We start from the raw sequence: 24,268 nt of genomic DNA, 5'->3' as shown, positions 1-24,268 counted from the left end.
CTCCTATTTGCCTTTAAGCAGAGGTTGTTCGATTCCAGCGGTCCAGCTCATACCCCGTGAGCGTCGGCCATACGCCTCACTGACCTGTAACTCGGCATAGCGGCAGGTAGGGATCACATTCTGGCTGCTGGCATCGAACTTGCGCTTGCAGACACTTTCGTTGCGCAGCAGCAACGTGACCTGGCTATTATCGACGGTCCAGCTCTCTTGCACGGCCATTGCGCCAATGCGGCTGGAGAGTGCACTTTGCGCAATCTCTCCATCAATGACCCCCTCCAGCCGCCCCTCCACCTGCTGCAGCGCCGTGCCGGCACTGGCAATGCGCAGGTCAACGCCCCCTACCTGCATCAGAGTCACGGCTATCAAGGTGAGCGGCACCAAAATCACCAGTGCCACCACCAGCGCGACACCCGCTTGCGGTTTCATTCACCACCTCCAGCCACCAGCAGGGGATTGCGCAATGCAACCGTGCTCTCCAGCAGCAGGCGCCGATAGCCATCCCCATTGCCCGAGACCGTCACATGCCCGAGCTGGTAGATCTGCCGATTGACGTAACCACGGTCTGGCTGCGCGGCACGCATCAAAAGATAAACGCGCACCGCCAGCACCCGGCCTTCATTCCACTCCTGCGCGGTCACATCGCTGGCCGCAACAAACTTGTCCAGCTTGCCGTCGGCGACCACCGAGGTATCCACACCACACTGCAGTACCATCTTCTCGACTCCGCTGACCAGCGCCCCCGAAATAAGCCAGGAGCCACCGTTAACCGTCAGCATGCGTTTTCTCAGCTCATGACCACCACCGGCAGAGGGATAGAGGTAATAAAGGTGATACTGGTATTCCCATATTTGACGATGGGGCATCGCTGTCTCGTCGGGGGGCGTTTCATTACCGGGAAAGAGATAGGCCGACTGGCTGGTTGTCGCCAGATAAAAGCGGTTGTCATCCAGAGCCGACGACTGGGGTAACCCGATCAAACGCCGAATGGTCAGCACATCGCTGTCGGCGATCCGGTTGCTGGCCGTGACGCAGCCAAGGCCAGACATCGCCTTGCTGCTGTCGATATGAGCAATCCAGATAGCACGGGCAGGGGCGACAGCCGACGGCAGACTGCCTTCACTACGTTCATCAAAGCAATCCTTGCTCATTGGCACCTGAGCCCCCGCAGAAAGTGCTAATCCGCTTCCTACCTGCATCGGCAAGCCGGTGTAATCGCCCCAGAATCCGGCCCAACGCAGATCCTGAGTCAATAAGCGCATGGCCAAGCGACCATTTTCCAGTAGGGAACTCTGCTCAATGGCGCTGCCAGTATTGCTGCGCGCCGCAACAAACACGCTCAATACCCCGGCCAGCAAGAACAGACCGAGCACCATGGCCACCAGCCACTCAACCAGAGTAAAGCCAGCCACTTTCACAACCGGGTCGTCAGCATTAGCTGACGCCTCGTTTTCTCGTTGCCGACTATCTGACAAGGGATGGTGATAGTCTCATCAAACTGGGTCGATCCATCGTGGATCCGCTCTCTGCCCGCCCACAGCACCAGTACGGTCAGCGCATTGCTTGCATCCCTGATAATGCAACCCACCGGATCCTGCAGCGCCCCTTCGGCCCCGGAGACTGAGCTCCCCAACAAACTCTGCTGCCAGTTGAGGAGATCTTGCTGTAACAGCTCGCTGTCGGAGCAGTGGCTCTGGGTGCCGTCTGGCTGGGCACAGGCCGCCCGTTCCAGCCGGATATGACTATCCACCAGCCACACCCGATCGGTCTGTTCGCGCCATATGAGCCGATTGAGACGAGCCCGCTCCAGCATGTCGGAGGCGAGCAGGGTAGCGAGCGTCCGTTGCCGCGCCTCATAACCGGCAAAGCGGGCCGAGCTCTGCATGGCGACCAGTCCAAGCAAGCCGAAGGAGAGGATGACGGCGGCGATGGTGACTTCAAGCAGGCTGAATCCGCGACACGGCTGCATACGCTACTCCCAGCAACCGCTGCTGGTCTGTCCGCCCTTATCTCGGGCGGTGCGCTCACCATCTTGATTGATGGCAAGCACGCGGCAGGCCTCATCCGCAAGCTGGGAACCAATAGCCGTGGCTTCCAGGGTAAAGGCGCGCTGGGCAGCTGAAACGGCTAAGCGGTAATAGCCCGAAGGCGAGGTGTCGTCGAGATTCAGATCGCTGGCGGCTGAGGCATAGGTGTTGAAGTCAGCGAAATAGCTCTCTTGGCGATTAGCGGCATCCAGCAGCAGGCGCTGCGCTTCGACACGGTGGCCGCTCAGTATGAAATGCTGGTAAGAGGGAATGGCAATCGTGCCGAGGATGGCCACAATCGCCACCACCATCATCAGCTCGATCAAAGAGAACCCTTTGATTGACAAGGTCATAGCTCATCCTTGGCTGTGCTTGACCTATAAAGTGTAATGCCGGGTTTGTGGAACCCACAAACCCGGCATTATGTTCATCATCAATAAAGCAGCAAATAAGCCGCTTAGAGGATACGCAGCTCCGCCGGCACCTCGAACACCACGTTCTCTTCCCGACCGGGATGCTCAGCCACGCTCTTGCCGCCCAGCTCATGCAGACGGGCAATCACCTGCTGCACCAGCACCTCGGGTGCTGAGGCGCCAGCCGTGACCCCGACCCGATCCACACCGACAAACCACTGCGCGTCGATCATGGTGGCATCGTCGATAAGATGGGCCGGTGTACCCACCTTCTCGGAGAGCTCACGCAGACGATTGGAGTTAGAGGAGTTGCGCGATCCCACCACCAGCAGCACCTGCACCTGTGAAGCCATCTCGCGCACCGCATCCTGCCGGTTTTGAGTGGCGTAGCAGATGTCGTCCTTGCGCGGCCCCTGGATCTTGGGAAAGTGAGCGCGGAGGGCGTCGATGACGTCAGAGGTTTCATCCACGCTCAGGGTGGTCTGGGTGACGAAGCAGAGATCCTCGGGATTTTTCACCTGCAGCTTGGCCACATCTGCTGGGGTCTCCACCAGATACATACCGCCATTGGGGTTCTCATATTGGCCCATGGTGCCAATCACTTCCGGGTGACCGGCATGACCGATCAACACCGCTTCAGAGCCTTTACGGCTGGCACGGTGGACCTCCATGTGAACCTTGGTGACCAAGGGGCAGGTGGCATCGAACACTTTGAGAGCACGCGACTTGGCCTTCTCACGCACTGCCTTGGAGACGCCGTGCGCCGAGAAGATAACGATATTGTCATCGGGCACCTCGTCGATCTCTTCGACAAAGACCGCCCCCGCCTCTTTCAGTTTGTTAACCACGTAGCGGTTGTGTACCACCTCGTGACGCACGTAGATGGGTGCACCAAACTTCTCCAGCGCGCTCTCTACAATACTGATGGCACGGTCGACCCCGGCGCAAAAGCCGCGGGGGTTGGCAAGCAGGATCTCCATCAGGCCTCCTCGTCTACCGCCAGGATCTCGACCTCGAAGGTCACGGTATGCCCGGCCAGCGGATGGTTGAAATCAACGGTCACCGACATCCCCTCCACCTCCCGGACAATACCCGGGATCTCGCCACCACCGGGCACGGTGAAGGCAATAATGGCCCCCACTTCCGGCTCGGCATCCGCGCCAAACTTGGCGCGGTCGAGGTGATGGATGTTGTCGGGATTGGGCTGCCCGAAGGCCTGCTCCGGCGTCAGGGTAAAGGTTCGCTTATCCCCTTGCTGCAGACCAAGCAGGCAGGCTTCAAAGTGAGGAGTCAGGCTGCCGTCGCCCATCACCAGACGGGCGGGTTGTCCGCCCAGTCGGGTGCTGTCGGCCAGCGAGCCATCTTCCAGCGTGATCGCGAAGTGAAACAGAACCGTGCTGTCGCCGGCGATCAGCTTGCTCATGCCTTCTCCTTGCCTGCTTTATTACCGCGCAGTCCGTCGAGCACGATCATCACCGCACCAATGAAGATGAAGCTGTCAGCCAGATTGAACGCCGGCCAGTGCGCAGCTCCCCAGAAGAAGTCGAGGAAGTCGACCACATGGCCCAGCACCAGACGGTCGAATACGTTGCCGAGCGCGCCGCCGATGATGAAGGAGTAGGCAATGCCGTTCCAGCTCTGCTCAGCAGGCTGTTTGCGCAGCCAGTGGATCAGCAGACCACAGATGACAAACGCCAGCAGGGCGAAGAACCAGCGTTGCCAGCCCCCCTGATCCGCCAGAAAGCTGAATGCGGCGCCCTTGTTATAGACGTGCACCAGGTTAAAGAAGGGGGTGACTTCCACCCCCGGGTAGCCATAAGGCAGCATCTTGACCACAGCGAGCTTGCTCGCCTGATCCAGAATGAACGCCAGTACTGCCAGCCACAGCCAACGCAGGCCGCTCTTTTGTTGCATCATGTCACCCATTAGGCAAAGGCGCGGACTTCGCCGGCGCCATCAACGTTGGTGACGCAGCGACCACAGATCTCTTCGTGACCAGCGATGGTGCCCACGTCTTCCACATGATGCCAGCAACGATCGCACTTGGCTGCGGCAGACGGGGTAACGCTCACCCACAGGTCGTCACGTTCGGTAGCCACGGCGCCATCGGCAGCCGCTTCGGCTGTGACGACAGCAGCCTTGGACGTCAGCAGCACAAAGCGCAACTCGTCACCGAGCGAGGTCAGCTGGGCAGCCAGTGCCGGTTTGGCATACAGGGTCACTTCAGCCTGCAGGGAGCCGCCGATACGCTTCTCGTTACGTGCCGCTTCCAGCGCCTTGTTCACTTCACCACGCACAGCCAGCAGCTCAGCCCAGAAGGCATCGCCCATCTGTTCGCCAGCGGCCAGACCAAACAGGCCTTGATACCACTCTTCGGTGAACACGAACTTGGCGCGCTCGCCCGGCAACAGAGCCCAGATCTCGTCCGCGGTGAAGCTCATGATCGGCGCCATCCAGCGCACCATGGCCTCTGCGATGTGATACAGGGCGCTCTGGCAGGAGCGACGGGCCAGGCTGTCAGCCTTGGCGGTGTATTGACGATCCTTGATGACGTCCAGATAGAAAGAGCCCATCTCGACCGAGCAGAACTGCATCAGCTTCTGGGTCACGCCGTGGAAGTTATAGGCTTCGTAAGCGGCGATGATCTCTTCCTGCACCGCCTTGGCACGGCCTACGGCCCAGCGGTCCACCACGACCATATCGCCAGCGGCAACCATGTCGGTAGCCGGGTTGAAGCCGTTCAGGTTAGCCAGCAGGAAGCGGGCGGTGTTACGGATCCGGCGATAGGCATCGGCCGAACGCTTGAGGATCTCGTCAGAGACGGTCATTTCACCGGTGTAGTCGGTGCTGGCCACCCACAAACGCAGAATGTCGGCACCCAGCTTGTTCATGACGTCCTGCGGACTGACCACGTTGCCGATCGACTTGGACATCTTGCGGCCCTGACCGTCCACGGTGAAGCCGTGAGTCAGTACCTGGTTGTAGGGAGCCTTGTTCTTCATGGCAACGCCGATCATCAGGGAGGACATGAACCAGCCACGGTGCTGGTCAGAGCCTTCCAGATACATGTCAGCCGGCTTGCCGTTAAACTCGGGACGGGCATCCACCACCGAAGCGTGAGTCGAGCCGGAGTCAAACCAAACGTCCAGAGTATCGGGAACCTTGTCATAGAGATCGGCATCGGCGCCGAGCAGGGTGCTCTTGTCGAGATCCCACCAGGCCTGAATGCCCTTCTCTTCGACCAGCTTGGCCACTTCTTCCATCAAACGGACAGATTCCGGATGGATAGCCTGGGTCTCTCTGTGCACAAACAGTGCGATCGGCACACCCCAGGTACGCTGGCGGGAGATACACCAGTCCGGACGACCTTCCACCATGGCTTGAATACGGTTCTTACCCCAGGCCGGCACCCAGCCGCTTTGGCCTTGTTCGGCGATACCCTGGGTTTCGATGCGGTCGATCTCTTCCAGTGCGCGCTTGCGCAGACCATTTTGGTCCATGCTGATAAACCACTGCGGGGTAGCGCGGAAGATGATCGGAGTCTTGTGACGCCAGCAGTGCGGGTAGGAGTGGTTCAGGGCCTGATGATGCAGCAGGGCGCCGTGCTCCTTGAGCACCTCGATCACCGAGGCATTAGCCTTGAACACGTGCTGACCGGCAAACAGTTCGGTATCCGGCAGATACACGCCATTGCTACCGACCGGATTGGCCACTTCCAGACCGTACTTCTGACCGACCACAAAGTCTTCCTGACCATGGCCAGGCGCGGTGTGCACGGCGCCAGTACCGGCATCCAGCGTCACGTGATCACCCAGGATCACCGGCACATCGAAGTGGTAGAAGGGGTGGTTAAAGCGCAGCAGATCCAGCACTTCACCCTTGGCATAACCCAGGTTGTGGTAGTGCTCGATACCAGCGCGATCCATCACATCCTTGACCAGCTCTGCGGCCAGGATCAGGCGCTCCGGTTGCTCACCTTCAACCTGCACCAGCGCATAGCTCAGCTCGGCGCTCAGGGCAACGGCACGGTTGGCCGGCAGGGTCCACGGAGTGGTGGTCCAGATCACAACGGAGAGCGGGCCGTGGCCAAGGTGGCCTTCGACACAATCAAACTTGCTGGCAACCAGAGCTTCATCAACCGCCTTGAAGCGCACGTCGATGGCCGGGGAGCTCTTGTCGTAGTACTCCACTTCAGCTTCAGCCAGCGCAGAGCCACAATCGGTACACCAGTGCACCGGCTTGGAGCCCTTGTGCAGGTGGCCGTTGTCCACGATCTTGGCCAGCGAGCGGATGATGTTAGCTTCCGTCTTGAAGTCCATGGTCAGATAGGGGTGTTCCCAATCGCCCAGCACACCCAGACGGATAAAGTCGGTCTTTTGCGCCTCGATCTGGGTCTTGGCGTACTTGCGGCACTCTTCGCGGAATTCGGCCGCAGTGACCTTCTCGCCCGGCTTGCCCACCATGCCTTCGACCTTCAGCTCGATCGGCAGACCGTGGCAGTCCCAACCCGGAACATAGGGAGAGTCGAACCCTGACAGCCCCTTGGACTTGATAATGATGTCTTTGAGGATCTTGTTGACGGAGTGACCGATGTGAATGCTGCCGTTGGCGTAGGGGGGGCCATCGTGCAGGATGAAGGATTTCTTGCCCTTCTTGACGCTGCGAATCGCGCCGTAGAGATCCTGATCATACCAATGCTGGAGCATCTGGGGTTCACGCTTGGCCAGATCGCCGCGCATCGGAAACGGGGTTTCCGGAAGATTCAGGGTGTGTTTATAGTCGCTCATCGATCCTGGGTTCCCTTCAATTTCTAAAAGAGTGCTGGATTATGGATTGGCCGGCGCCAGACCGAACCAGGCTCGGGCTGTCGCGGCATCATGTTCGATCTGCGCTCTCAGGGCAGCGAAGGAGTCAAATTTCTGCTCTTCACGCAGTTTGTGGCGCAGCAACACCTTGATCTGCTGCCCATAAAGATCGCCCGAGAAGTCAAACAGATGTACCTCCAAACGGGCTTCTTTCCCGTTCAGAGTAGGGCGTAAGCCGACATTGGCCACGCCGGGGAAGGTCTTGCCGGAACATAACACTTCCACTGCATAGACGCCACTGACCGGCGCCACGCGGCGCTTGAGGGCCAGATTGGCGGTCGGAAAACCGATAGTGCGTCCCAACTTGTCGCCGTGGGCGACCCGCCCGCTGATGCTGTAAGGACGCCCCAGCATCATTTCCACTTCGGCCAGTCGTCCGGCTGACAGAGCCTCGCGAACCAACGTGCTGCTCACCCGTTGCCGTGACAGGTTGAAGCTGTGGGTACTGATCACTTCAAAGCCGAGGCGACGACCAGCCTGCTCAAGCAGGTGGAAATCCCCTTCGCGCGCGTTGCCGAAGCGAAAATCGTCCCCCACCACCAGATAACGAACGCCCAGCTTGCCAACCAACAACGCCTCAATAAAGGTCGTGGCCGACTGCTCGGCAAAGGCATGATTGAAGCGCACACAGAGCAACCGGTCGATGCCGATGCTGCGCAGCGCCTCCGCCTTCTCGCGCAGACGGGTGAGCCTGGCCGGCGCCCGGCTGTCGGCAAACAGCTCAAGCGGCTGTGGCTCGAACAACATAACGCAAGCCGGCAGACCGAGTTGATCGGCCTTCTCCTTGAGACGGCTCAGCACGGCACGGTGCCCCATGTGGACCCCGTCGAAGTTGCCGATCGTCAAAACGCAACCCTGGTGGCGGGGCCGGAGATTGTGGATGCCGCGGATAAGCTCCATCACTGCCTTTGCATCTTTGCTGCTGTCGAAATCGCCGGATTATATATCAGGCGGCCGCTGCGATCAGCCCTCGCGTCCTGCTTTCAGGTGATGGAAGCGAATTCCGCTGATCAGCAAGAGCGCGCCATAGGTCACGCCACCGATGATCAGCAGCTTGGTCAGCTCCCACGACGCCTTTATCATGTGCCACGCGCCCCACTGGTCAAGATCTGGCGACAGCCAGCCGATCAGACCGGCCATCAGTGCCGTCGCTACCCCCAGTTTTACCAGGAACAGCCAGGTGCCCGCCTCCGGTTGATAAACACCGCGTTGACGCAGGCCGCGATAGAGCAAGAAGGCGTTGATAGTGCCAGAGCACGCGGTCGACAGCGCCAGCCCAACATAATCAAGGGGATAGATAAAGGCTAAGTTGAACCCCATGTTGGCGATCATCGAAATAATGCCGATGCGTACCGGCGTCTTGGTGTCCTGGCGGGCGTAGTAACCGGGGGCCAGCACTTTGATCAGCATCAGTGACAGCAGACCCGAGGTCGATGCCAGCAGACTGGCGCTCGACATGGTCACTTCATGCATACCAAATTCGCCACGCATGAACAGTACCCGCAGAATAGGCTCACGCAGCACCGCAATACCGGCCATCGCCGGCATGCCGAGCAGCATCACCATGCGGATGCCCCAGTCCATGGTGCGGGAGAAGTCGACCGCGTCGGCATCCACGTGCTTTTTGGCCAGCGCCGGCAGAATCACGGTGCTGATGGCGACACCGAACATGCCGAGCGGAAACTCCAGCAGACGGTCAGAGTAGTAAAGGTGGCTGATGGCACCGGTGGCCAGGAATGAAGCCAGCATGGTGTTGAGCAGCAGATTGATCTGGCTGACCGAAACCCCGAACAGAGCGGGGATCATCAGGGTGCGGATCTTGATAACCCCAGGGTGATGCCACCCCCACTTGGGCCACACCAGCATGTTGAGCTGGCGCAGGAAGGGAAACTGGAACAGAAACTGGACCAGACCGCCGAGGAACACACCGATAGCCAACGCCAGTTCGGGATCGTTTAACCAGGGAGAGATCCACCAGGCGGCACCGATCATGGTGATGTTCAGAAATATCGGAGTGAAGGAGGAGACACCGAACCGGCCAAAGGTATTGAGCACCGCCCCCGCCATGGCGGTCAGCGTGATAAACCAGAGATAGGGGAAGGTGATTTTGAGCATCAGGCTGGCCATCTCAAACTTGGCCGCCGACGGTCCGCCATGCAACCAATCCCAAAACCAACCCCAGCCGAACAGGGCAGTCAGCACACCGGAAAACAGCACACCGAGCAGGGTGACTACCGTCACGATCCCCCCCAGCGTCCCCGAAACAACGGCCAGCAGTTCACGAACCTTCTCTTCATTGCCCTCTTTCTTGTATTCGGTCATCACCGGCACAAACGCTTGATTGAAGGCCCCTTCGGCAAACAATCGGCGCAGGAAGTTGGGAATTCGATTAGCGAAGAAAAAAATGTCGGCTGCCGCACCGGCTCCCAGCAGGTTGGCAATCACTACATCACGTACCAACCCCATCACACGGGAGAGCAGGGTCATCAGCGAGACGATCATCCCGGATTTAATCAATTTCTTGCTCAAGGCAGGCCTCAGGAACTGTCGGAAAGCATGGAATGCTGCTAGAATCGGCCGACAGTTTACCCGCACACCCGCTGACACACCATCGGGGGTCGGTGTTTATTTGCACAAATTGTTTGACAAATTGTGGTTGCAAAGGCATATTCCTCGGCCTTTGAAATACACTCGCTAAGACAGTTTTAGGAGTTTAACTTGGCTAACATCAAATCTGCTAAGAAGCGCGCGATTCAGGCAGAGAAACGTCGTCAGCACAATGCCAGCCGTCGTTCCATGACCCGTACCTACGTCAAGAAAGTCGTTGCTGCCATCGCCGCTGGCGACAAGGCTGCTGCTGTAGCCGCTTTCGAGAAGGCTCAGCCGATCCTGGACCGTATGGCCACCAAGGGTCTGATCCACAAGAACAAGGCTGCTCGTCACAAGAGCCGTCTGGCTGCACAGATCAAGGCTCTGGCCTAATCGATATAGCTGTTCGATCGAACGAAAAAACCGGCAGAATCTGCCGGTTTTTTATTGCCCGTCGTTTGCGCAATAGAGCCGATGTAACAAGGTGATGGTCTCACGGACCTCATGACTATTAAGCGAGTAATAGACTGTTTGGGCCTGTTTGCGGGTCGCCACCAACCCGTCACGACGCAATACCGCCAAATGCTGGGAGAGCGCTGACTGACTTAATCCCACCACTTCATTCAATTCACTGACTGACAATTCACGATTCAGCAAATTGCAGAGGATGAACAGCCGCCGCTCGTTAGCCAACGCCTTGAGCAGTGCAACCGCCTGACCTGCATTCTTTTCCATTTGTGCAAGATCCATGATTCCTCCGGCCTTGTCTCGTCTTGCATGATAGCGAGGACACCAAGGATTTAAAACGAGGTGACTGAGCGACGCATGCTATCGAACTTCTCCTCGCCACGAAACAGCGAAGAGAAATCACTCTCACATAGCCGCTTGACGGCAGGATGCTGAATCATACGTTCGGCAAAGATGACGTAGTACTCCTCCTTGAGTGCATCGGTTTCACCGAGCAGCACCACATCCTCACTCTCCAGAATATCGCCCTGATAAAGTGAAGGCGCCATGAAGATGCCCTGATTGAAGTAACCAAATGCCTTCATCAGCGCCGCATCATCAAATTCCCCGAGGATCTGCGGAGCCAATCCTTGCTCTTCAAACCATTGCGTCAGTTGTCGTCCCATGGCGGTGCGCCGACCCGGGATCAGCAACTTGCGCTCCTCAAGACAAGCCGGGAAGGGCTTCTCCGGTAGCGGAGCCTTGCAAAAGAAGCTGACGCCACAGCCACCCAGACGCTTGGAAAAAAGCCCGGCATGCTGGCTGGAGTCAACCGGACAGTCAGAGAGAATCATGTCGAGCTTGTGTTCACTCAGTTGCTCTAGCAGCAACTCGTGCGTCGATTCAAAACAGCGCAGATGAATGGAGCCATCAGAGGGAATCGCGGTGAGCAGTACCCGGCTGGCCAACCGCTTGGATAGCGCATCCGCAATACCGACATCGAACAGGATCTGGTTCTCTTTGCGGTAGTTGACGATATCCAGCATCTCGTACGAAAGGCCAAACATGCGGTCGGCATAGCGATAAACCAGTTGGCCCAGCTCGGTCGCCTCGAGTGCCCGCCCCTTGCGGGTGAACAGCTTGCCGCCAAGTCGCTGCTCAAGCAGCTTGATCTGGCCAGTCACCGTCTGCGGAGTCAGAAAAAGGGCTTCTGCCGCTTGCGTGACAGAGCCCTTTTTCTGCGTCATCCAGAAATAGTAGAGATGGTTGTAATTAAGGTGCGACATTCTCGCTTGTTCCCGCTGATCGCGGGCCTCGCTGGCAGCTCATTTCTGCAGCCAGAATGTCGTACATGTCGCTGGTCGAGTCAATCTTGCCGGCGGCAAACTCGTCACGCAGCAGCGATTTCAACTGCGCCGGATCGGGTCTGCCATAGCGACAGTTGCTGCGGCCAAGCTGCTTAATGCGCTCTCCAACCCGTTGACTCAGTGCCCGCTCATGAAAGGTTTCTCCAAACGTGGCCCGAGCCTGCCGCTCGCCCATCATCAGGGCGCTCTCCACCACCCCGTTAAGATAGGTGGCGCACGCCGATGAACTGGCATCGGCGCGGCAAGCTTCAATACTCTCCCCTTCAGCCCAGGCTGGAGCGACAAGCATTGTTATCGCAATCAACACGGCTTTCATGTTGCACCCCCTTCTTCGATTCGGTGGCCGGCATGCTCATACGCAGTGCCAGATAACCAAAGATGGCTGCCAGCGTCGATCCACTCAGGATCCCGAGGCGCGAGTAGCTACCGTAGTCCAGACCACCGTGCTCAAAGGCCAGCGAGGCGATGAACATGGACATTGTGAAGCCAATCCCGCACAGGATGCTGACCGCAAAGATGTGTCGGAAATTGACGCCATCCGGCAACCGGGCAATCCCCGCCTTGACCGCCAGCCAGCTGATGGAGAACACGCCAAGCGGCTTGCCGATAAACAGGCCCAGCATGATGCCAAGCGGCAGCGGGTTGAGCATATCGGACAGACCAATCCCGGCCAGCGAGACGCCCGCATTGGCAAAGGCGAACAGCGGCAGAATCAGATAGGCACACCAAGGGTGCAGCGCATGCTCCAGATGCTTAAGCGGAGACTCATGACGCTCGCCCTTGATAGGAACCATGAAACCGACCACCACACCGGCCAGCGTGGCGTGAACGCCGGATTTGAGCACCGCAACCCACAATACAATGCCAACTAGTATGTACGCCGAGATCCGATCTACACCACGGCGATTCATCCACCACAGCACGGCGATCGCGGCGATCGACACGGCCAGGGCGCTCAGGGAGAGCTGGCTGGTGTAGAACAGCGCGATAATGACGATGACACCCAGATCGTCAATGATCGCCAGGGCCAGCAGAAACACCTTGAGGCTCAGCGGTACCCGCTTGCCCAGCAGCGCCATCACACCCAGCGCAAATGCAATATCGGTGGCCGCCGGGATGGCCCAACCGGCACGAGTCACTTCATCACCAAAGTTGAACAGGCTATAGATGATGGCCGGTGCCAGCATGCCACCTAAGGCAGCGATGGCCGGGAAGGTCGCCTGCTCACGGGTGGAGAGTGCGCCTTCCAGCATTTCACGTTTGACCTCAAGGCCGACCAGCAGGAAAAACACCGCCATGAAGCCGTCGTTGATCCACAACAGCAGCGGCTTGTTGATATCGAGGGCGGCAATGCGCACCTGCACAGGCGTATCGAGGAACGCCTGATAAAGACCAGCCAGCGAGGTATTGGCCAACAGCATCGCCAATGCCGCCGACAGGATCAGGATGATCCCGGAAGCTGACTCCAGCTGCAGGAACTTTTTGACCATATCACTCATTTGCTGAAACTCCGTTTCACTTTACTTGATATATTCAGTCTACTGAATATTATTCACCGTGAATAATCGATTCTCACTGGGTAAAACCTCGAGAAAACCGAAGTGTTCGTCGTCATCCGTGCAGAGTCACAGTGATAAAAAAGGCGCCTTTCGGCGCCTTTGTCAAACTGCTACCGGGGCCTTTATCCCCGGATGGGGGTCATACCCCACAATATCGAAGTCATCGAAGCGGTAATCAAACAGGCTCTCGGGCTTGCGCTTGATAACCAGCGTCGGCAGTGGACGCGGCTCGCGGCTAAGCTGCAGTGCCGTCTGCTCCATGTGATTGGCGTAGAGGTGCACGTCACCGCCGGTCCAGACGAAATCCCCCACATCCAGATCACACTGCTGCGCCACCATGTGGGTCAACAGCGCATAGCTGGCGATGTTGAACGGTAGGCCGAGGAACACGTCACAACTGCGCTGGTAGAGCTGGCAAGAGAGCTTGCCGTCAGCCACATAGAACTGGAAGAAGGCGTGGCAAGGCGCCAGCGCCATCTTGTCGAGCTCGCCCACGTTCCAGGCCGATACGATGATGCGCCGTGAGTCCGGGTTGCTTCGAATATCATCCAGGGCTTTCTGGATTTGATCGACAACGCCACCATCAGCGGTAGGCCAGGAGCGCCACTGGGCGCCATAGACCGGACCGAGATCGCCGTTATCATCCGCCCACTCGTCCCAGATGCTGACGCCGTTCTCTTTGAGATAGGCGATATTGGTATCGCCATTGAGGAACCAGAGCAGCTCATGAATGATGGAGCGCAGATGACACTTCTTGGTGGTCACCAACGGAAAACCATCTGCCAGGTTGAAGCGCATCTGATGGCCAAAGATGGAGCGGGTGCCGGTTCCGGTGCGATCCGACTTATCGGTGCCATCCGCGAGGATTTTGCGCATCAGGTCCAGATAGACGTTCATTTTCTCTCTCCGTCTTTAACACCAAATACCCGCGGCAGCTTATAGGCAGCCCAGATCATCAGGACACCAGCCAAGATCATCGGCGTGGAGAGGATCTGTCCCATACTGATTTCGTTGAAATAGAGGCCCAGCTGGCTGTCCGGCTGACGCACAAACTCTACCAGGAACCGGAACAGGCCATAGAACAGCAGGAACATGCCCGAGATGGCACCACGCGGCGGGTTCTTACGCCAGAACAGGTTCAGGATGATGAACAGCACCACCCCTTCCAGGGCAAACTGATAAAGCTGCGAAGGGTGACGTGGCTCAGGACCGGCCTCGGGGAAGATCATCGCCCAAGGCACGTCAGTGATTCGGCCCCACAGCTCGCCATTGAGGAAGTTACCGATACGGCCAACACCCAGACCAAACGGGATCAACGGCGCCACAAAGTCGGCCACGGTAAAGAAGTGACGCTTGGTCTTGTGGGCAAACCAGATCATGGCGCTGATAACACCGATAAGGCCGCCATGGAATGACATGCCCCCGGTCCAGATCTTGAACAGATAGGTCGGGTCAGCGAGGAACAGATCGAAGTTATAAAACAGCACATAACCGACACGGCCGCCGAGGATCACCCCGAGAAAACCGTAAAACAGCAGGTCAGAGACCTCATCACGTGTCCAGCCACTGCCCGGCTGTGCCGCACGGCGTCCGGCCAGCCACATGGCAAAGGCGAAACCAAACAGGTACATCAGACCGTACCAGCGAACCTGAAGCGGGCCAAGGGATAGCGCCACAGGATCAAACTGCGGGAATACCCAATATCCGTTTTGCACTTGCATAGAAGACTCTGTTACCTGTGATAAAGAGCACGCATTGTCCGATCAATCCGGCAACAGGGCAACCAGACCAGTCGTCCGGTTATTGACTCTTTTGACTGGAACGCAGGAATCCGGACATGCCACGCTCTTCGAGATAACGGGCAAACAGACCACGCAGACCGTGGCGGGCATCCATGCGCAGCCCTTCTGCCAGCAGTGGCGTCAGCTCGCACAGGGCCACGTGGCGCAGCACGTATTTGATGCGGGGAATATTGCGGGTATTCATACTGAAACGGCGGTAGCCCATAGCCAGCAGCACCAGCACACCGATGGGATCGCCCGCCAGCTCGCCGCACACCGACACCGGCTTGCCATAACGGCGAGCACTGTCGACCAGCAGTTGCAGGGCGCGGATCACCGCAGGATGGAAGGCATCATAGATGCTAGCGACTCGCGCGTTGTTGCGATCGACCGCCAGCAGATACTGAGTCAGGTCATTAGAGCCCACCGACCAGAAATCGATAAGCGGCGCCATCTCCGGCAGGATGTAAAGTGCTGATGGAACTTCAATCATCACCCCGAGCGCCGGATAGCAGAGCGTGTTACCACGAGCGGCAACCTCTTCACAGACCTCGGTCCAGGCTTGATCGAGCAGCCGCCTGGCTGCGCGGATCTCACCAATGCTGCTGATCATCGGCAACATGATGGCCAGATTGTCGAGCCCTTCGCTGGCGCGCAGCATCGCCTTAAGCTGCACCAAAAACAGCTCCGGGTGATCCAGCGTCAGCCGGATGCCGCGCCAACCCAGGAACGGGTTCTCTTCCACAATGGGGAAATAGGGCAGCTGCTTGTCGCCCCCTACGTCAAGGGTGCGCATGCAGACCGGTCGGTTGCGATAGCTCTCGAGGATCCCCCGATAGCGTGCCGTTTGCTCCCACTCGGAGGGAAAGCTGTCATGCAGCATAAAGGGGATTTCGGTGCGATAAAGCCCAACCCCGTCGGCCAGTTCGTTGACTGAAATCTCGGTGTCTGCGCTCAGACCAGCGTTCAATAGCAGCGAGACCTTGACGCCATCCAGTGTTTCGGAGGGCTGACCAATCGTAGTGCGGACCAGTTCATCGAGCGCCAGCTCTTCATCCATCAGCTGGCGATATTCCGCTACGATCATGTCGCTCGGTTCGACAAACAGGTCACCACTGTAGCCATCGAGCACCAGCATGTGCTGATGGATCTCGGCGAGCGGGAATTCCACCCCCATCACGGCCGGAACCCCCATGGCCCGTGCCAAAATGGCGGCATGCGAGTTACTGGCGCCCTTAAGGGAAATGACCCCCGCCAAACATTCGCGCGGCACCTCGGCCAGCACGGTGGCCGTCACCTCGTCAGCAACCAGCACCACCGGCTCCTGAATTGCCAGATGTTCGGGCTCGTTTTGTACCAACCGGCTGATCAAACGCTGGGCGATGTCCTTGATATCGCTGGCCCGCTCACGCAGATAAGGATCCTTCATGGCGCCAAAGCGCGCCATCAGGTTTTCACTCACCATCTTGATGGCGCTGACCGCGCTCCAGCCCTCACCGATACGCTGACGAATCGGCTTGAGATAGCTGGGATCGACCAATAGATGCAGATACATGTCGAAGATGGCGACCGAGTCCTGATTCGAACTCTCCCGAAAACGGAGGGCCAGCGCTTCGATATCGCGTTTGACCGATTCGATGCAGGATTCGAAGCGCACCATCTGGGCATCACCGTCGTCCACCTTGCGCGGAACGATGGCCGACAGCTCTTTGCGCGGCCGCCACACCCAGGCGCGCGCCATGGCGACGCCGGGGGAGCCGGCAATGCCGTGCAGCGGCTTGCTCCAGTCGGTTTTTTGCAGCACCCCCCGCGCCTGGGCCTGGGCAATCCGGGCGGCCAGCTGCGCCGCGAGGGTGACAAGAAAGGACTCTTCCCCCTCGTCAAACAGCCGACTCTCTTTTTGCTGTACAACCAAAATCCCCACCACCTGCCGCTGGTGCATGATGGGGGCACCCAGGAAGGAGCGAAACGGCTCTTCAGCCACATCGGGCAAGAATTTGAACGCAGGATGAGAGGGGGCGTCAGCCAGGTTGATCAGCTCTTCACGCTGACCGATCAAGCCGACAATCCCCTCTTCAAAGGGGAGGAAGGCTTTACCGACCGCGTCAGCCGCCAGACCATCGGTCGCCGCCAGGCGATAGCAACGACGATCTGGTTCCGCCACATAGACCGAGCAGCAGTCCACCGCCATGGCTGTGCGAGTCTGACTCACCAGTGCCTGCAGTGCCTGCTCGAGCGACGGCGCAGCCGTCATGCTCTCGACGATGTGACGCAACCTTGTCAGCAATCCTTCATTCTCCTTAACGGGGACGTGGGCGCCGCGACTCCTTGCGAACCGGAGGCTGAGCAACCGGCATCGCGATCGGCGCAAACTCCTTCATAACCCGGCGATAGACTTCCCGCTTGAAGGAGACCACCTGGCGTACCGGATACCAAAAACTGACCCAGCGCCAGTCATCAAATTCGGGATGACCGTGGCAGCCAAATTCGATCCGGGACTCTTTGCTCTTATCGAGCAGCAACAAAAACCACTTCTGTTTCTGGCCTATGCAGACCGGTGAACTGTCCCAGCGAACCAGGCGCTTGGGCAGGCGATACTTGAGCCAGTTGCGGCTGGTCGCGAGGATGGTGACATCCTCCGCCTTGAGACCAATCTCTTCGTAGAGCTCGCGGTACATGGCCTGCTCGGGCGTCTCTCCCTCATCCACCCCGCCCTGGGGGAATTGCCAGGAGTGCTGTCCGTAACGCTTTGCCCACAACACCTGTCCATCACGGTTACAGATCACGATGCCGACATTGGGACGAAACCCGTCACCATCAATCACGTGATCACCTTAATAAGGCTAAATCTGATAGAGATGATTGTTTCACATTCATTCCGAGGCGGCAAACCGGCCCCGGAAAGGGAACAACATGAATAACTTTCTGCTTTTTACCAAGTTATAAACATTCTTACCGACTAGTGGGGCAGAGTTTCCCACCTATCCTGTGGAAAAAACGTGGGATAACTAGGTATAGCTTGGCATCTGGCAGCAAGAGATCAAGTGCATCAGGTGTGAAAACATTCCTTTCTATTAATGATAAATCATTTCAAAACATATAGATATATAGCTTTAGAGGATCCATTTCAGCGATCCGGATCCTGACTGGATCACCATGATCCGTTGTGAACAAGTTCCCCCGCTCAAAGATCAACCAACGCCATTTTATCCACAATTCGTGCTCAGATTATCGACCGGATGCGCATCAAAAGTGCCCATTGGATCACGCATTTTCCTAATAAAGAGAGAACGACACCCTGGCAGGATCACTTATCCCATATTTCTGTGGACAACTTTGTGCATCGGCACTGCCAAACCATGGGACAAACAGGGAGAACTGCCACTGACGTGGATAAAAGCCGAGAAATAATTAAAAACATAAATTAAAACAATCAGTTAATTACTACCTTCTGCGACGATGACTGATTGGTTCTGCTGGCACTTGGCAGTACAAAAAACAACCGCAAAGATCTAACGACACTTTTTCGATACACTGACCCCATGAAACCAGCCTCCCCTCTCCCGCCAACCGATCTCGATACCCTGATGGGCCGGGCTTATGCCGTTGCCGGATTAACGCTAGCCGAGCTTGCTGCCCAAGCCGGGCAAAAGGTGCCAAGCAACCTGCTGCGTCACAAGGGCTGGGTCGGTCAGCTGCTGGAGTGGCACCTTGGCGCCAGCGCAGGCAGCAAACCTGAGCAGGATTTTCCCGAACTGGGCGTCGAGCTCAAAACCATCCCGGTCGACCCACAAGGCAAGCCGCTCGAAACCACCTTTGTATGTGTCGCGCCACTGATCGGCCTGACCGGGCTAAGCTGGGAAGCCTCGAACATTCGCAACAAGCTCTCGCGGGTACTGTGGCTGCCGGTGGAGGGTTCACGCGATATTCCGGTGGGTGAGCGCCGGGTCGGTATGCCGCTACTGTGGAGTCCGTCGGCCGATGAAGAGGCGCTGCTACGCCAGGATTGGGAAGAGCTGATGGATATGATTGTGCTGGGTGAGGTCGAGAACATCACGGCGCGGCACGGTCAGGTGCTGCAACTGCGCCCCAAGGCTGCCAATGGTCAGGCCCTGACGAGAGCCATCGGCCATGACGGTGAGCCCATCCTGACCCGGCCACGCGGCTTCTATCTAAAAATCGATTTCACTCACACTTTGTTACTACGCTACTATGCTTGTGTCACCTGACACCACTCACTAGTAACACAAACATCAATAAATGATGTAAAACTACTCTTCCATGGAAGTTTCCAGATCAGATAGGAGTGTTTATGTCGTTGTCCAAACAGTTTCTGAAGTCCCGGCCCGAGGTCAAAGTGACCTTTGCCGTCGAGAAAGAGGCTGCTGCCGGTGCCAGCCAGGTTTTCCTGCTGGGTGAATTCAACCAGTGGCAACCGATGGAGCTCAAGCGCCTCAAAAATGGCGAGTTCAAAGCCACGCTCAATCTTCCCACCGACCAGCAGGATGAATATCAATACTGCTACCGCTTGGTTAGCGAAGAGGGCGGGGAGAGCTATGACAATGACTGGGCGGCGGATGACTATGTCCCGGGCCCGTTCGGACGGGATAACTCGGTGGTGAGAGTACAGGCCCACTGAAACAAAAAAGGCTCGCCAATGGCGAGCCTTTTCGATTCCTGTCGGAATTAGTTGAGCTTCTCTTTGATACGAGCAGCCTTACCGGACAGGTTACGCAGGTAGTACAGTTTGGCGCGGCGAACATCACCACGACGCTTCAGTTCTACACTGTGGATCAGCGGAGAGTGAGTCTGGAATACACGCTCAACACCTTCGCCGTTGGAAATCTTGCGAACGGTGAATGCAGAGTGCAGACCGCGGTTACGCTTGGCAATAACAACGCCTTCGAAAGCCTGCAGACGCTCTTTACCACCTTCTTTAACGCGAACTTGAACACGTACGGTGTCGCCCTGGGCAAATGCCGGGATGTCGGTACGCAGTTGTTCTTGTTCAAGCTGTTGAATGATCTTGCTCATTGTCTCTTTTCCTACCTAGGGTTAACTGATAACTCTACTTAACGATGTCGCACTGTTCGCGAACATACTCGGCAAGAAGTTTTTCTTGCTCGTCAGTCAGAGCTAGGTTGTTGATAAGTTCCGGCCTTCTTTGCCAGGTCCGTCCCAGAGACTGCTTCATGCGCCAGCGCTTTATCAGCGCGTGGTTACCACTTAGCAACTCTTCAGGCACCGTCAGTCCATCCAGCACTTCAGGTCGAGTATAGTGGGGATGATCCAGCAGCCCATCCGTAAAGGAGTCCTGCTCGGCACTGGCCTGATCACCCAAGACACCTGGAACCAGACGCGAAACCGCATCGATCAGGGTCATGGCAGGCAACTCGCCGCCACTGAGCACGTAATCACCGATGGACCACTCTTCGTCGACCTCGGTTTGAATTACCCGCTCATCGATACCTTCGTATCGACCGGCCACCAGAATCAGCTTCTGGCTAACCGCCAACTCGGTTACGCCCGCCTGTGTCAGCTTGCGTCCCTGTGGTGAGAGATAGATGACTTTCGCCCCGTCTCCCGCTGCTTGCTTGGCTGCATGAATGGCATCACGCAACGGCTGAACCATCATCAACATGCCGGGCCCACCACCGTAAGGACGATCATCGACCGTGCGGTGTTTGTCGTGGGTAAAGTCCCGGGGGTTCCAGCACTCAATCTGCAGCAGGCCGTTTTTGACGGCCCGGCCCGTTACCCCGTGTTCGGTGATGGCTCGGAACATTTCCGGGAAGAGGCTAATCACCCCAATCCACATATGAAACCTCCGATCCCGAATGTCAGGGAACTAGAAACCAGGATCCCAATCTACTTCGATTGTCTTGGCAGCGAGATCCACTTTCAGGACCACCTGCCCTTCAAGAAACGGCAACAACCGTTCCTTTTGGCCAAAGGCATCGTTTACATTCGCCTTAACGACCAGCACATCATTAGAGCCAGTCTCCATCAATTCGGTGACCTCGCCGAGGTTGTATCCCTTGGTCGTAACCACGGAGCAACCAATCAGGTCGCGCCAGTAGTATTCGCCTTCGGGAAGATCAGGCAGGTTATCCGCATTGACGCCAATCTCGAGATTGGTCAGGGCGAGGGCTTCTTCGCGCAGGTCGATACCGTCCAGCTTGCAAATCAAACCCTTATTGTGACGCTTCCAACCGGAAACCCGGATTTCACGCCACTCCCCGTGTTGGTGAACCAACCAGGGGCTGTAATCGAAAATCGCTTCAGCGACATCGGTGAAGGAGTTCACTTTGAGCCACCCCTTGATACCGTAAACGGTACCCAGCGTGCCTACAACTATAGGTTTTTCCACCTTGAGACTCCCTTACCGTCAGTACTGATTAAGCAGCCTTGCGGGCATCTTTGATCAGCTTGGCAACGCGATCGGACACAGTGGCGCCAGTGGCAACCCAGTGGTCGATACGAGCCAGGTCCAGGTTCAGCTTTTCAGCTTGGCCGGCGGCGATCGGGTTGAAGAAGCCTACGCGCTCGATGAAGCGACCGTCACGTGCGTTACGGCTGTCGGCAACTACTACCTGGTAAAACGGACGCTTTTTCGCGCCACCACGTTGTAAACGAATGGTTACCATATCGTCCTCATAAAACATCAAATGAACAAGGCCCGCAAACACGCGGACCCTAGCTTAAAATAAGCCGCATAATTCTACTTGGATTCGAGACAAATGCAACCGAGCCAGCCACTTTTTGCCCAGTAGAAACAAACAGGACCCGCCTGAGCGGGCCCTGTGACAGCAGGGGGATAAGGGTTAGAAACCGCGACCGCCACCGAAGCCCGGCGGCATCATGCCGCGCATCTGGCTCATCATTTTGCGCATACCGCCCTTGCCGGACATCTTCTTCATCATGCGCTGCATTTCGGTGAACTGCTTGAGCAGACGGTTAACGTCCTGCACCTCGACCCCGGCACCGGCTGCAATACGACGCTTGCGCGAGCCCTTGATGATGTCGGGATTGGCGCGCTCCTTGCGGGTCATGGAGCTGATGATCGCCTCCATGCGCACGGTGAGCTTGTCATCCATCTGATCTTTCACGTTTTCCGGCAGACCAGACATGCCCGGCAGCTTGTCGAGCAGCCCCATCATGCCACCCATGTTGCGCATCTGGGCCAGTTGCTCACGGAAGTCTTCCAGATCAAAGCCTTGGCCCTTTTTGACCTTCTCGGCCAGCTTGGCGGCTTTCTCCTTATCGACGCTACGCTCCACCTCTTCAATGAGTGACAGCACGTCACCCATACCGAGGATTCGGGAGGCGAGACGATCCGGGTGGAACGGCTCAAGGGCATCGGTTTTTTCGCCGACACCGATAAATTTGACCGGCTTACCGGTGATATGGCGCACCGACAGCGCAGCACCACCACGGGCATCACCGTCAGCCTTGGTGAGGATCACGCCAGTCAGCGGCAGCGCCTCATTAAAGGCCTTGGCCGTGTTGGCCGCATCCTGACCGGTCATGGCGTCAACCACAAACAGGGTCTCGACCGGCTTGATGGCCGCATGCAAGTCCTGAATCTCGGTCATCATCTCGCTATCGACGTGCAGACGACCGGCGGTATCGACGATCACCACGTCATAGAACTTTCTGCGCGCGTGATCGATAGCGCCATTGGCGATGTCGATGGGCTTTTGAGTCGCTTCGCTCGGGAAGAAATCGACACCGACATCGCTGGCCAGGGTCTCCAGCTGTTTGATGGCCGCCGGACGATAAACGTCCGCACTGACGACCAGCACCTTTTTCTTGTTGCGCTCTTTGAGGAACTTGGCCAGTTTACCCACCGAGGTGGTTTTACCGGCACCCTGCAGACCGGCCATCAAAATAATGGCGGGGGGCTGAGCCGCAAGATTGAGCTCCTCGTTGGCTTCGCCCATGACGCCAACCAACTCGGCGTGCACAATCTTGATAAAGGCTTGGCCCGGACTTAAGGATTTCGACACTTCCTGACCAACCGCGCGCTCCTTGACCCGGGCGACGAAATCACGCACCACCGGCAAGGCAACGTCCGCTTCCAGCAGAGCCATGCGCACTTCGCGCAGGGTGTCCTTGATGTTCTCTTCAGTCAGGCGGCCACGGCCACTGATGTTGCGCAAGGTGCGCGAGAGTCGTTCAGTCAAATTCTCAAACATGACGCGTTCCGGTTTTCCTGGCGTTGCAAATTGGCGGCATTATAACCCAGCCTGACGTTTGGCACGATGCCGGTTAAATGGGCTCTGATACTCCGATATGGGGATGGTTGATGCCAGGTACAACTGGCGACCCTCCTTGATGGCAGGGTATACTGTTTTTCTTGACTATATGAGAGCTTGCCTGGTAACCGACTACCTTATGATCGTGATCTCCATCCTGGCTCTGGCCTTTTATTTACTGGCCATTACCGCTTCACTGCATCTGCTGCTGCATCCCGCCCAGAAGGGCTATCGGCAGCTGTTCGCCTGCGTGGCGCTGGCGCTCACCCTGCACGGTGTGTCGCTGATCGAGGAGGTGGTCACCCAATCCGGCCAGAATCTGAGCCTGCTCAACGTTGCCTCGCTGGTCAGCCTCATCATCAATACCTTCATGACACTGGTGGTGCGCCGTTTTAACGGCTGGGTACTACTGCCCGTCGTCTACGGCTTCTCATCGCTGTTGATTGTGGCCGATACCCTGATCCCGAGCCGCTTCATGACACATCTGGAAGCGCACCCACAGCTGCTGCTGCATATCGGTCTGGCCCTGCTGGCCTATTCGGTGCTGTCGATTGCCAGCCTGTTTGCCCTGCAACTGGCCTATCTCGATTACCGGCTCAAATCGCGCAAACTGACTCAGCTGCCTTCCATGCCACCGCTGCTGACAGTGGAACGTCGCCTGTTCCAGCTGATGACCACCGGCCTGTTTCTGCTGACCCTGTCGATCGCCTCTGGGCTGTTCTTCTTGCAGGATATGTTCGCCCAAGGCAAATCGCACAAAGCTATCCTGTCGATCATCGCCTGGTGCGTCTATGTTCTGGTGCTATGGGGTCATCATGTGCATGGTTGGCGCGGCCGCAAAGTAGTGTGGCTCAGCCTGCTCGGCGGCTTTTTACTAACGCTGGCTTATTTTGGCAGCCGCTTTGTCAAGGAAGTGATCCTGGGTTAACGCTATGATCCCAGGACGGCATAACAGCAAGGGAGTC

27 protein-coding genes are annotated in these 24,268 nt (G+C 57.4%); 4 read left to right on the top strand and 23 right to left on the bottom strand.

Going from position 1 to position 24,268, the window contains the following annotated elements; all coding sequences use genetic code 11:
* Positions 1-3: 3 nt before the first annotated feature.
* From BW958_RS14390 to murJ, 10 genes are all read right to left on the bottom strand, one after another.
* The gene (locus tag BW958_RS14390; protein ID WP_076576451.1) at positions 4-426 is read right to left on the bottom strand and encodes a pilus assembly PilX family protein; all 423 of its coding nucleotides are present in this window, start codon (positions 424-426) and stop codon (positions 4-6) included.
* Positions 423-1,409: a PilW family protein gene (locus tag BW958_RS14385; RefSeq protein WP_306169664.1), complete on the bottom strand. Its 987-nt coding sequence runs from the start codon at positions 1,407-1,409 to the stop codon at positions 423-425. The genes BW958_RS14390 and BW958_RS14385 overlap by 4 nt, the downstream gene beginning before the upstream one ends.
* Positions 1,410-1,411: 2 nt before the next feature.
* Positions 1,412-1,966, bottom strand: a complete 555-nt coding sequence (gene pilV, locus BW958_RS14380) for a type IV pilus modification protein PilV (RefSeq protein ID WP_076576450.1) — start codon at positions 1,964-1,966, stop codon at positions 1,412-1,414.
* 3 nt (positions 1,967-1,969) lie between these two features.
* Positions 1,970-2,377, bottom strand: a complete 408-nt coding sequence (locus tag BW958_RS14375) for a type IV pilin protein (RefSeq protein ID WP_076576449.1) — start codon at positions 2,375-2,377, stop codon at positions 1,970-1,972.
* A 104-nt stretch (positions 2,378-2,481) separates the two neighbouring features.
* Entirely contained in the window at positions 2,482-3,417 is a 936-nt protein-coding gene (gene ispH / locus BW958_RS14370) for a 4-hydroxy-3-methylbut-2-enyl diphosphate reductase (RefSeq protein ID WP_076576448.1), read from the bottom strand.
* Positions 3,417-3,860, bottom strand: a complete 444-nt coding sequence (gene fkpB / locus BW958_RS14365; protein ID WP_076576447.1) for an FKBP-type peptidyl-prolyl cis-trans isomerase — start codon at positions 3,858-3,860, stop codon at positions 3,417-3,419. Before fkpB ends, ispH begins: the two co-directional genes overlap by 1 nt.
* Positions 3,857-4,363, bottom strand: a complete 507-nt coding sequence (gene lspA / locus BW958_RS14360) for a signal peptidase II (protein WP_076576446.1) — start codon at positions 4,361-4,363, stop codon at positions 3,857-3,859. The genes fkpB and lspA overlap by 4 nt, the downstream gene beginning before the upstream one ends.
* Positions 4,363-7,224, bottom strand: coding sequence for an isoleucine--tRNA ligase (ileS, locus tag BW958_RS14355; RefSeq protein WP_076576445.1), 2,862 nt, complete (start codon positions 7,222-7,224; stop codon positions 4,363-4,365). The genes lspA and ileS overlap by 1 nt, the downstream gene beginning before the upstream one ends.
* Positions 7,225-7,263: 39 nt before the next feature.
* Positions 7,264-8,202, bottom strand: coding sequence for a bifunctional riboflavin kinase/FAD synthetase (gene ribF / locus BW958_RS14350; protein WP_076576444.1), 939 nt, complete (start codon positions 8,200-8,202; stop codon positions 7,264-7,266).
* Positions 8,203-8,265: 63 nt separating this feature from the next.
* Positions 8,266-9,831, bottom strand: coding sequence for a murein biosynthesis integral membrane protein MurJ (murJ, locus tag BW958_RS14345; RefSeq protein ID WP_076576443.1), 1,566 nt, complete (start codon positions 9,829-9,831; stop codon positions 8,266-8,268).
* 189 nt (positions 9,832-10,020) lie between these two features.
* Here murJ and rpsT point away from each other — a divergent pair, with 189 nt between their 5' ends.
* A complete protein-coding gene (gene rpsT / locus BW958_RS14340) occupies positions 10,021-10,284 on the top strand; it encodes a 30S ribosomal protein S20 (protein WP_042046038.1) in 264 nt (87 codons plus the stop codon).
* Between the two features lie 51 nt (positions 10,285-10,335).
* Here the strand turns inward: rpsT and BW958_RS14335 are convergent, their stop codons facing one another.
* From BW958_RS14335 to rppH, 8 genes are all read right to left on the bottom strand, one after another.
* On the bottom strand, positions 10,336-10,641 hold the full coding sequence (locus BW958_RS14335; RefSeq protein ID WP_076576442.1) for an ArsR/SmtB family transcription factor: 306 nt from the start codon (positions 10,639-10,641) through the stop codon (positions 10,336-10,338).
* Between the two features lie 50 nt (positions 10,642-10,691).
* Positions 10,692-11,624: a transcriptional activator NhaR gene (gene nhaR / locus BW958_RS14330; protein WP_076576441.1), complete on the bottom strand. Its 933-nt coding sequence runs from the start codon at positions 11,622-11,624 to the stop codon at positions 10,692-10,694.
* Positions 11,611-11,994, bottom strand: a complete 384-nt coding sequence (locus BW958_RS14325) for a hypothetical protein (RefSeq protein ID WP_143233094.1) — start codon at positions 11,992-11,994, stop codon at positions 11,611-11,613. The genes nhaR and BW958_RS14325 overlap by 14 nt, the downstream gene beginning before the upstream one ends.
* Positions 11,969-13,204: a Na+/H+ antiporter NhaA gene (nhaA, locus tag BW958_RS14320; protein ID WP_076576439.1), complete on the bottom strand. Its 1,236-nt coding sequence runs from the start codon at positions 13,202-13,204 to the stop codon at positions 11,969-11,971. The genes BW958_RS14325 and nhaA overlap by 26 nt, the downstream gene beginning before the upstream one ends.
* A 162-nt stretch (positions 13,205-13,366) precedes the next feature.
* Positions 13,367-14,161 (bottom strand): thymidylate synthase, encoded by a 795-nt coding sequence (thyA, locus tag BW958_RS14315; RefSeq protein WP_076576438.1) that lies wholly within the window; start codon positions 14,159-14,161, stop codon positions 13,367-13,369.
* The gene (gene lgt / locus BW958_RS14310; protein WP_076576437.1) at positions 14,158-14,985 is read right to left on the bottom strand and encodes a prolipoprotein diacylglyceryl transferase; all 828 of its coding nucleotides are present in this window, start codon (positions 14,983-14,985) and stop codon (positions 14,158-14,160) included. The genes thyA and lgt overlap by 4 nt, the downstream gene beginning before the upstream one ends.
* A gap of 79 nt (positions 14,986-15,064) precedes the next feature.
* A complete protein-coding gene (gene ptsP / locus BW958_RS14305; protein WP_076576436.1) occupies positions 15,065-17,332 on the bottom strand; it encodes a phosphoenolpyruvate--protein phosphotransferase in 2,268 nt (755 codons plus the stop codon).
* 13 nt (positions 17,333-17,345) lie between these two features.
* Positions 17,346-17,870: an RNA pyrophosphohydrolase gene (gene rppH / locus BW958_RS14300; protein ID WP_076576435.1), complete on the bottom strand. Its 525-nt coding sequence runs from the start codon at positions 17,868-17,870 to the stop codon at positions 17,346-17,348.
* A 717-nt stretch (positions 17,871-18,587) separates the two neighbouring features.
* Between rppH and mutH the strand changes: the two genes are divergently transcribed.
* Both mutH and BW958_RS14290 read left to right on the top strand, forming a co-directional pair.
* Positions 18,588-19,274 (top strand): DNA mismatch repair endonuclease MutH, encoded by a 687-nt coding sequence (gene mutH / locus BW958_RS14295; protein ID WP_076576434.1) that lies wholly within the window; start codon positions 18,588-18,590, stop codon positions 19,272-19,274.
* A gap of 83 nt (positions 19,275-19,357) precedes the next feature.
* Positions 19,358-19,684: an isoamylase early set domain-containing protein gene (locus BW958_RS14290; protein WP_076576433.1), complete on the top strand. Its 327-nt coding sequence runs from the start codon at positions 19,358-19,360 to the stop codon at positions 19,682-19,684.
* Positions 19,685-19,731: 47 nt separating this feature from the next.
* Here the strand turns inward: BW958_RS14290 and rplS are convergent, their stop codons facing one another.
* The 5 genes from rplS to ffh form a co-directional block, all read right to left on the bottom strand.
* A complete protein-coding gene (gene rplS / locus BW958_RS14285; protein WP_076576432.1) occupies positions 19,732-20,079 on the bottom strand; it encodes a 50S ribosomal protein L19 in 348 nt (115 codons plus the stop codon).
* A 34-nt stretch (positions 20,080-20,113) separates the two neighbouring features.
* Positions 20,114-20,863, bottom strand: a complete 750-nt coding sequence (gene trmD / locus BW958_RS14280; protein WP_076576431.1) for a tRNA (guanosine(37)-N1)-methyltransferase TrmD — start codon at positions 20,861-20,863, stop codon at positions 20,114-20,116.
* Between the two features lie 30 nt (positions 20,864-20,893).
* Complete coding sequence (gene rimM, locus BW958_RS14275) at positions 20,894-21,415, bottom strand: ribosome maturation factor RimM (protein WP_076576430.1); 522 nt, start codon at positions 21,413-21,415, stop codon at positions 20,894-20,896.
* A gap of 28 nt (positions 21,416-21,443) precedes the next feature.
* Entirely contained in the window at positions 21,444-21,692 is a 249-nt protein-coding gene (rpsP, locus tag BW958_RS14270) for a 30S ribosomal protein S16 (RefSeq protein WP_076576460.1), read from the bottom strand.
* A 177-nt stretch (positions 21,693-21,869) separates the two neighbouring features.
* Complete coding sequence (gene ffh / locus BW958_RS14265) at positions 21,870-23,243, bottom strand: signal recognition particle protein (RefSeq protein ID WP_076576429.1); 1,374 nt, start codon at positions 23,241-23,243, stop codon at positions 21,870-21,872.
* A 199-nt stretch (positions 23,244-23,442) separates the two neighbouring features.
* Here ffh and BW958_RS14260 point away from each other — a divergent pair, with 199 nt between their 5' ends.
* The gene (locus BW958_RS14260) at positions 23,443-24,231 is read left to right on the top strand and encodes a cytochrome C assembly family protein (RefSeq protein ID WP_076576428.1); all 789 of its coding nucleotides are present in this window, start codon (positions 23,443-23,445) and stop codon (positions 24,229-24,231) included.
* Positions 24,232-24,268: the final 37 nt, after the last annotated feature.

It is taken from the genome of Aeromonas sp. RU39B (genome assembly GCF_900156095.1).
Lineage (GTDB): Bacteria > Pseudomonadota > Gammaproteobacteria > Enterobacterales > Aeromonadaceae > Aeromonas.
Note: the sequence above shows the minus strand (reverse complement) of the source record. Positions and strands in the feature narration are given on the sequence as shown.

Coding starts and splice junctions, on each gene's coding strand:
- BW958_RS14390 (WP_076576451.1), bottom strand. CDS start 426: ATGAAACCGCAAGCGGGTGTCGCGCTGGTGGTGGCACTGGTGATTTTG.
- pilV (WP_076576450.1), bottom strand. CDS start 1,966: ATGCAGCCGTGTCGCGGATTCAGCCTGCTTGAAGTCACCATCGCCGCC.
- BW958_RS14375 (WP_076576449.1), bottom strand. CDS start 2,377: ATGACCTTGTCAATCAAAGGGTTCTCTTTGATCGAGCTGATGATGGTG.
- ispH (WP_076576448.1), bottom strand. CDS start 3,417: ATGGAGATCCTGCTTGCCAACCCCCGCGGCTTTTGCGCCGGGGTCGAC.
- fkpB (WP_076576447.1), bottom strand. CDS start 3,860: ATGAGCAAGCTGATCGCCGGCGACAGCACGGTTCTGTTTCACTTCGCG.
- lspA (WP_076576446.1), bottom strand. CDS start 4,363: ATGGGTGACATGATGCAACAAAAGAGCGGCCTGCGTTGGCTGTGGCTG.
- ileS (WP_076576445.1), bottom strand. CDS start 7,224: ATGAGCGACTATAAACACACCCTGAATCTTCCGGAAACCCCGTTTCCG.
- ribF (WP_076576444.1), bottom strand. CDS start 8,202: ATGGAGCTTATCCGCGGCATCCACAATCTCCGGCCCCGCCACCAGGGT.
- BW958_RS14335 (WP_076576442.1), bottom strand. CDS start 10,641: ATGGATCTTGCACAAATGGAAAAGAATGCAGGTCAGGCGGTTGCACTG.
- nhaR (WP_076576441.1), bottom strand. CDS start 11,624: ATGTCGCACCTTAATTACAACCATCTCTACTATTTCTGGATGACGCAG.
- BW958_RS14325 (WP_143233094.1), bottom strand. CDS start 11,994: ATGCTTGTCGCTCCAGCCTGGGCTGAAGGGGAGAGTATTGAAGCTTGC.
- nhaA (WP_076576439.1), bottom strand. CDS start 13,204: ATGAGTGATATGGTCAAAAAGTTCCTGCAGCTGGAGTCAGCTTCCGGG.
- thyA (WP_076576438.1), bottom strand. CDS start 14,161: ATGAACGTCTATCTGGACCTGATGCGCAAAATCCTCGCGGATGGCACC.
- lgt (WP_076576437.1), bottom strand. CDS start 14,985: ATGCAAGTGCAAAACGGATATTGGGTATTCCCGCAGTTTGATCCTGTG.
- mutH (WP_076576434.1), top strand. CDS start 18,588: ATGAAACCAGCCTCCCCTCTCCCGCCAACCGATCTCGATACCCTGATG.
- BW958_RS14290 (WP_076576433.1), top strand. CDS start 19,358: ATGTCGTTGTCCAAACAGTTTCTGAAGTCCCGGCCCGAGGTCAAAGTG.
- rplS (WP_076576432.1), bottom strand. CDS start 20,079: ATGAGCAAGATCATTCAACAGCTTGAACAAGAACAACTGCGTACCGAC.
- trmD (WP_076576431.1), bottom strand. CDS start 20,863: ATGTGGATTGGGGTGATTAGCCTCTTCCCGGAAATGTTCCGAGCCATC.
- rpsP (WP_076576460.1), bottom strand. CDS start 21,692: ATGGTAACCATTCGTTTACAACGTGGTGGCGCGAAAAAGCGTCCGTTT.
- ffh (WP_076576429.1), bottom strand. CDS start 23,243: ATGTTTGAGAATTTGACTGAACGACTCTCGCGCACCTTGCGCAACATC.
- BW958_RS14260 (WP_076576428.1), top strand. CDS start 23,443: ATGATCGTGATCTCCATCCTGGCTCTGGCCTTTTATTTACTGGCCATT.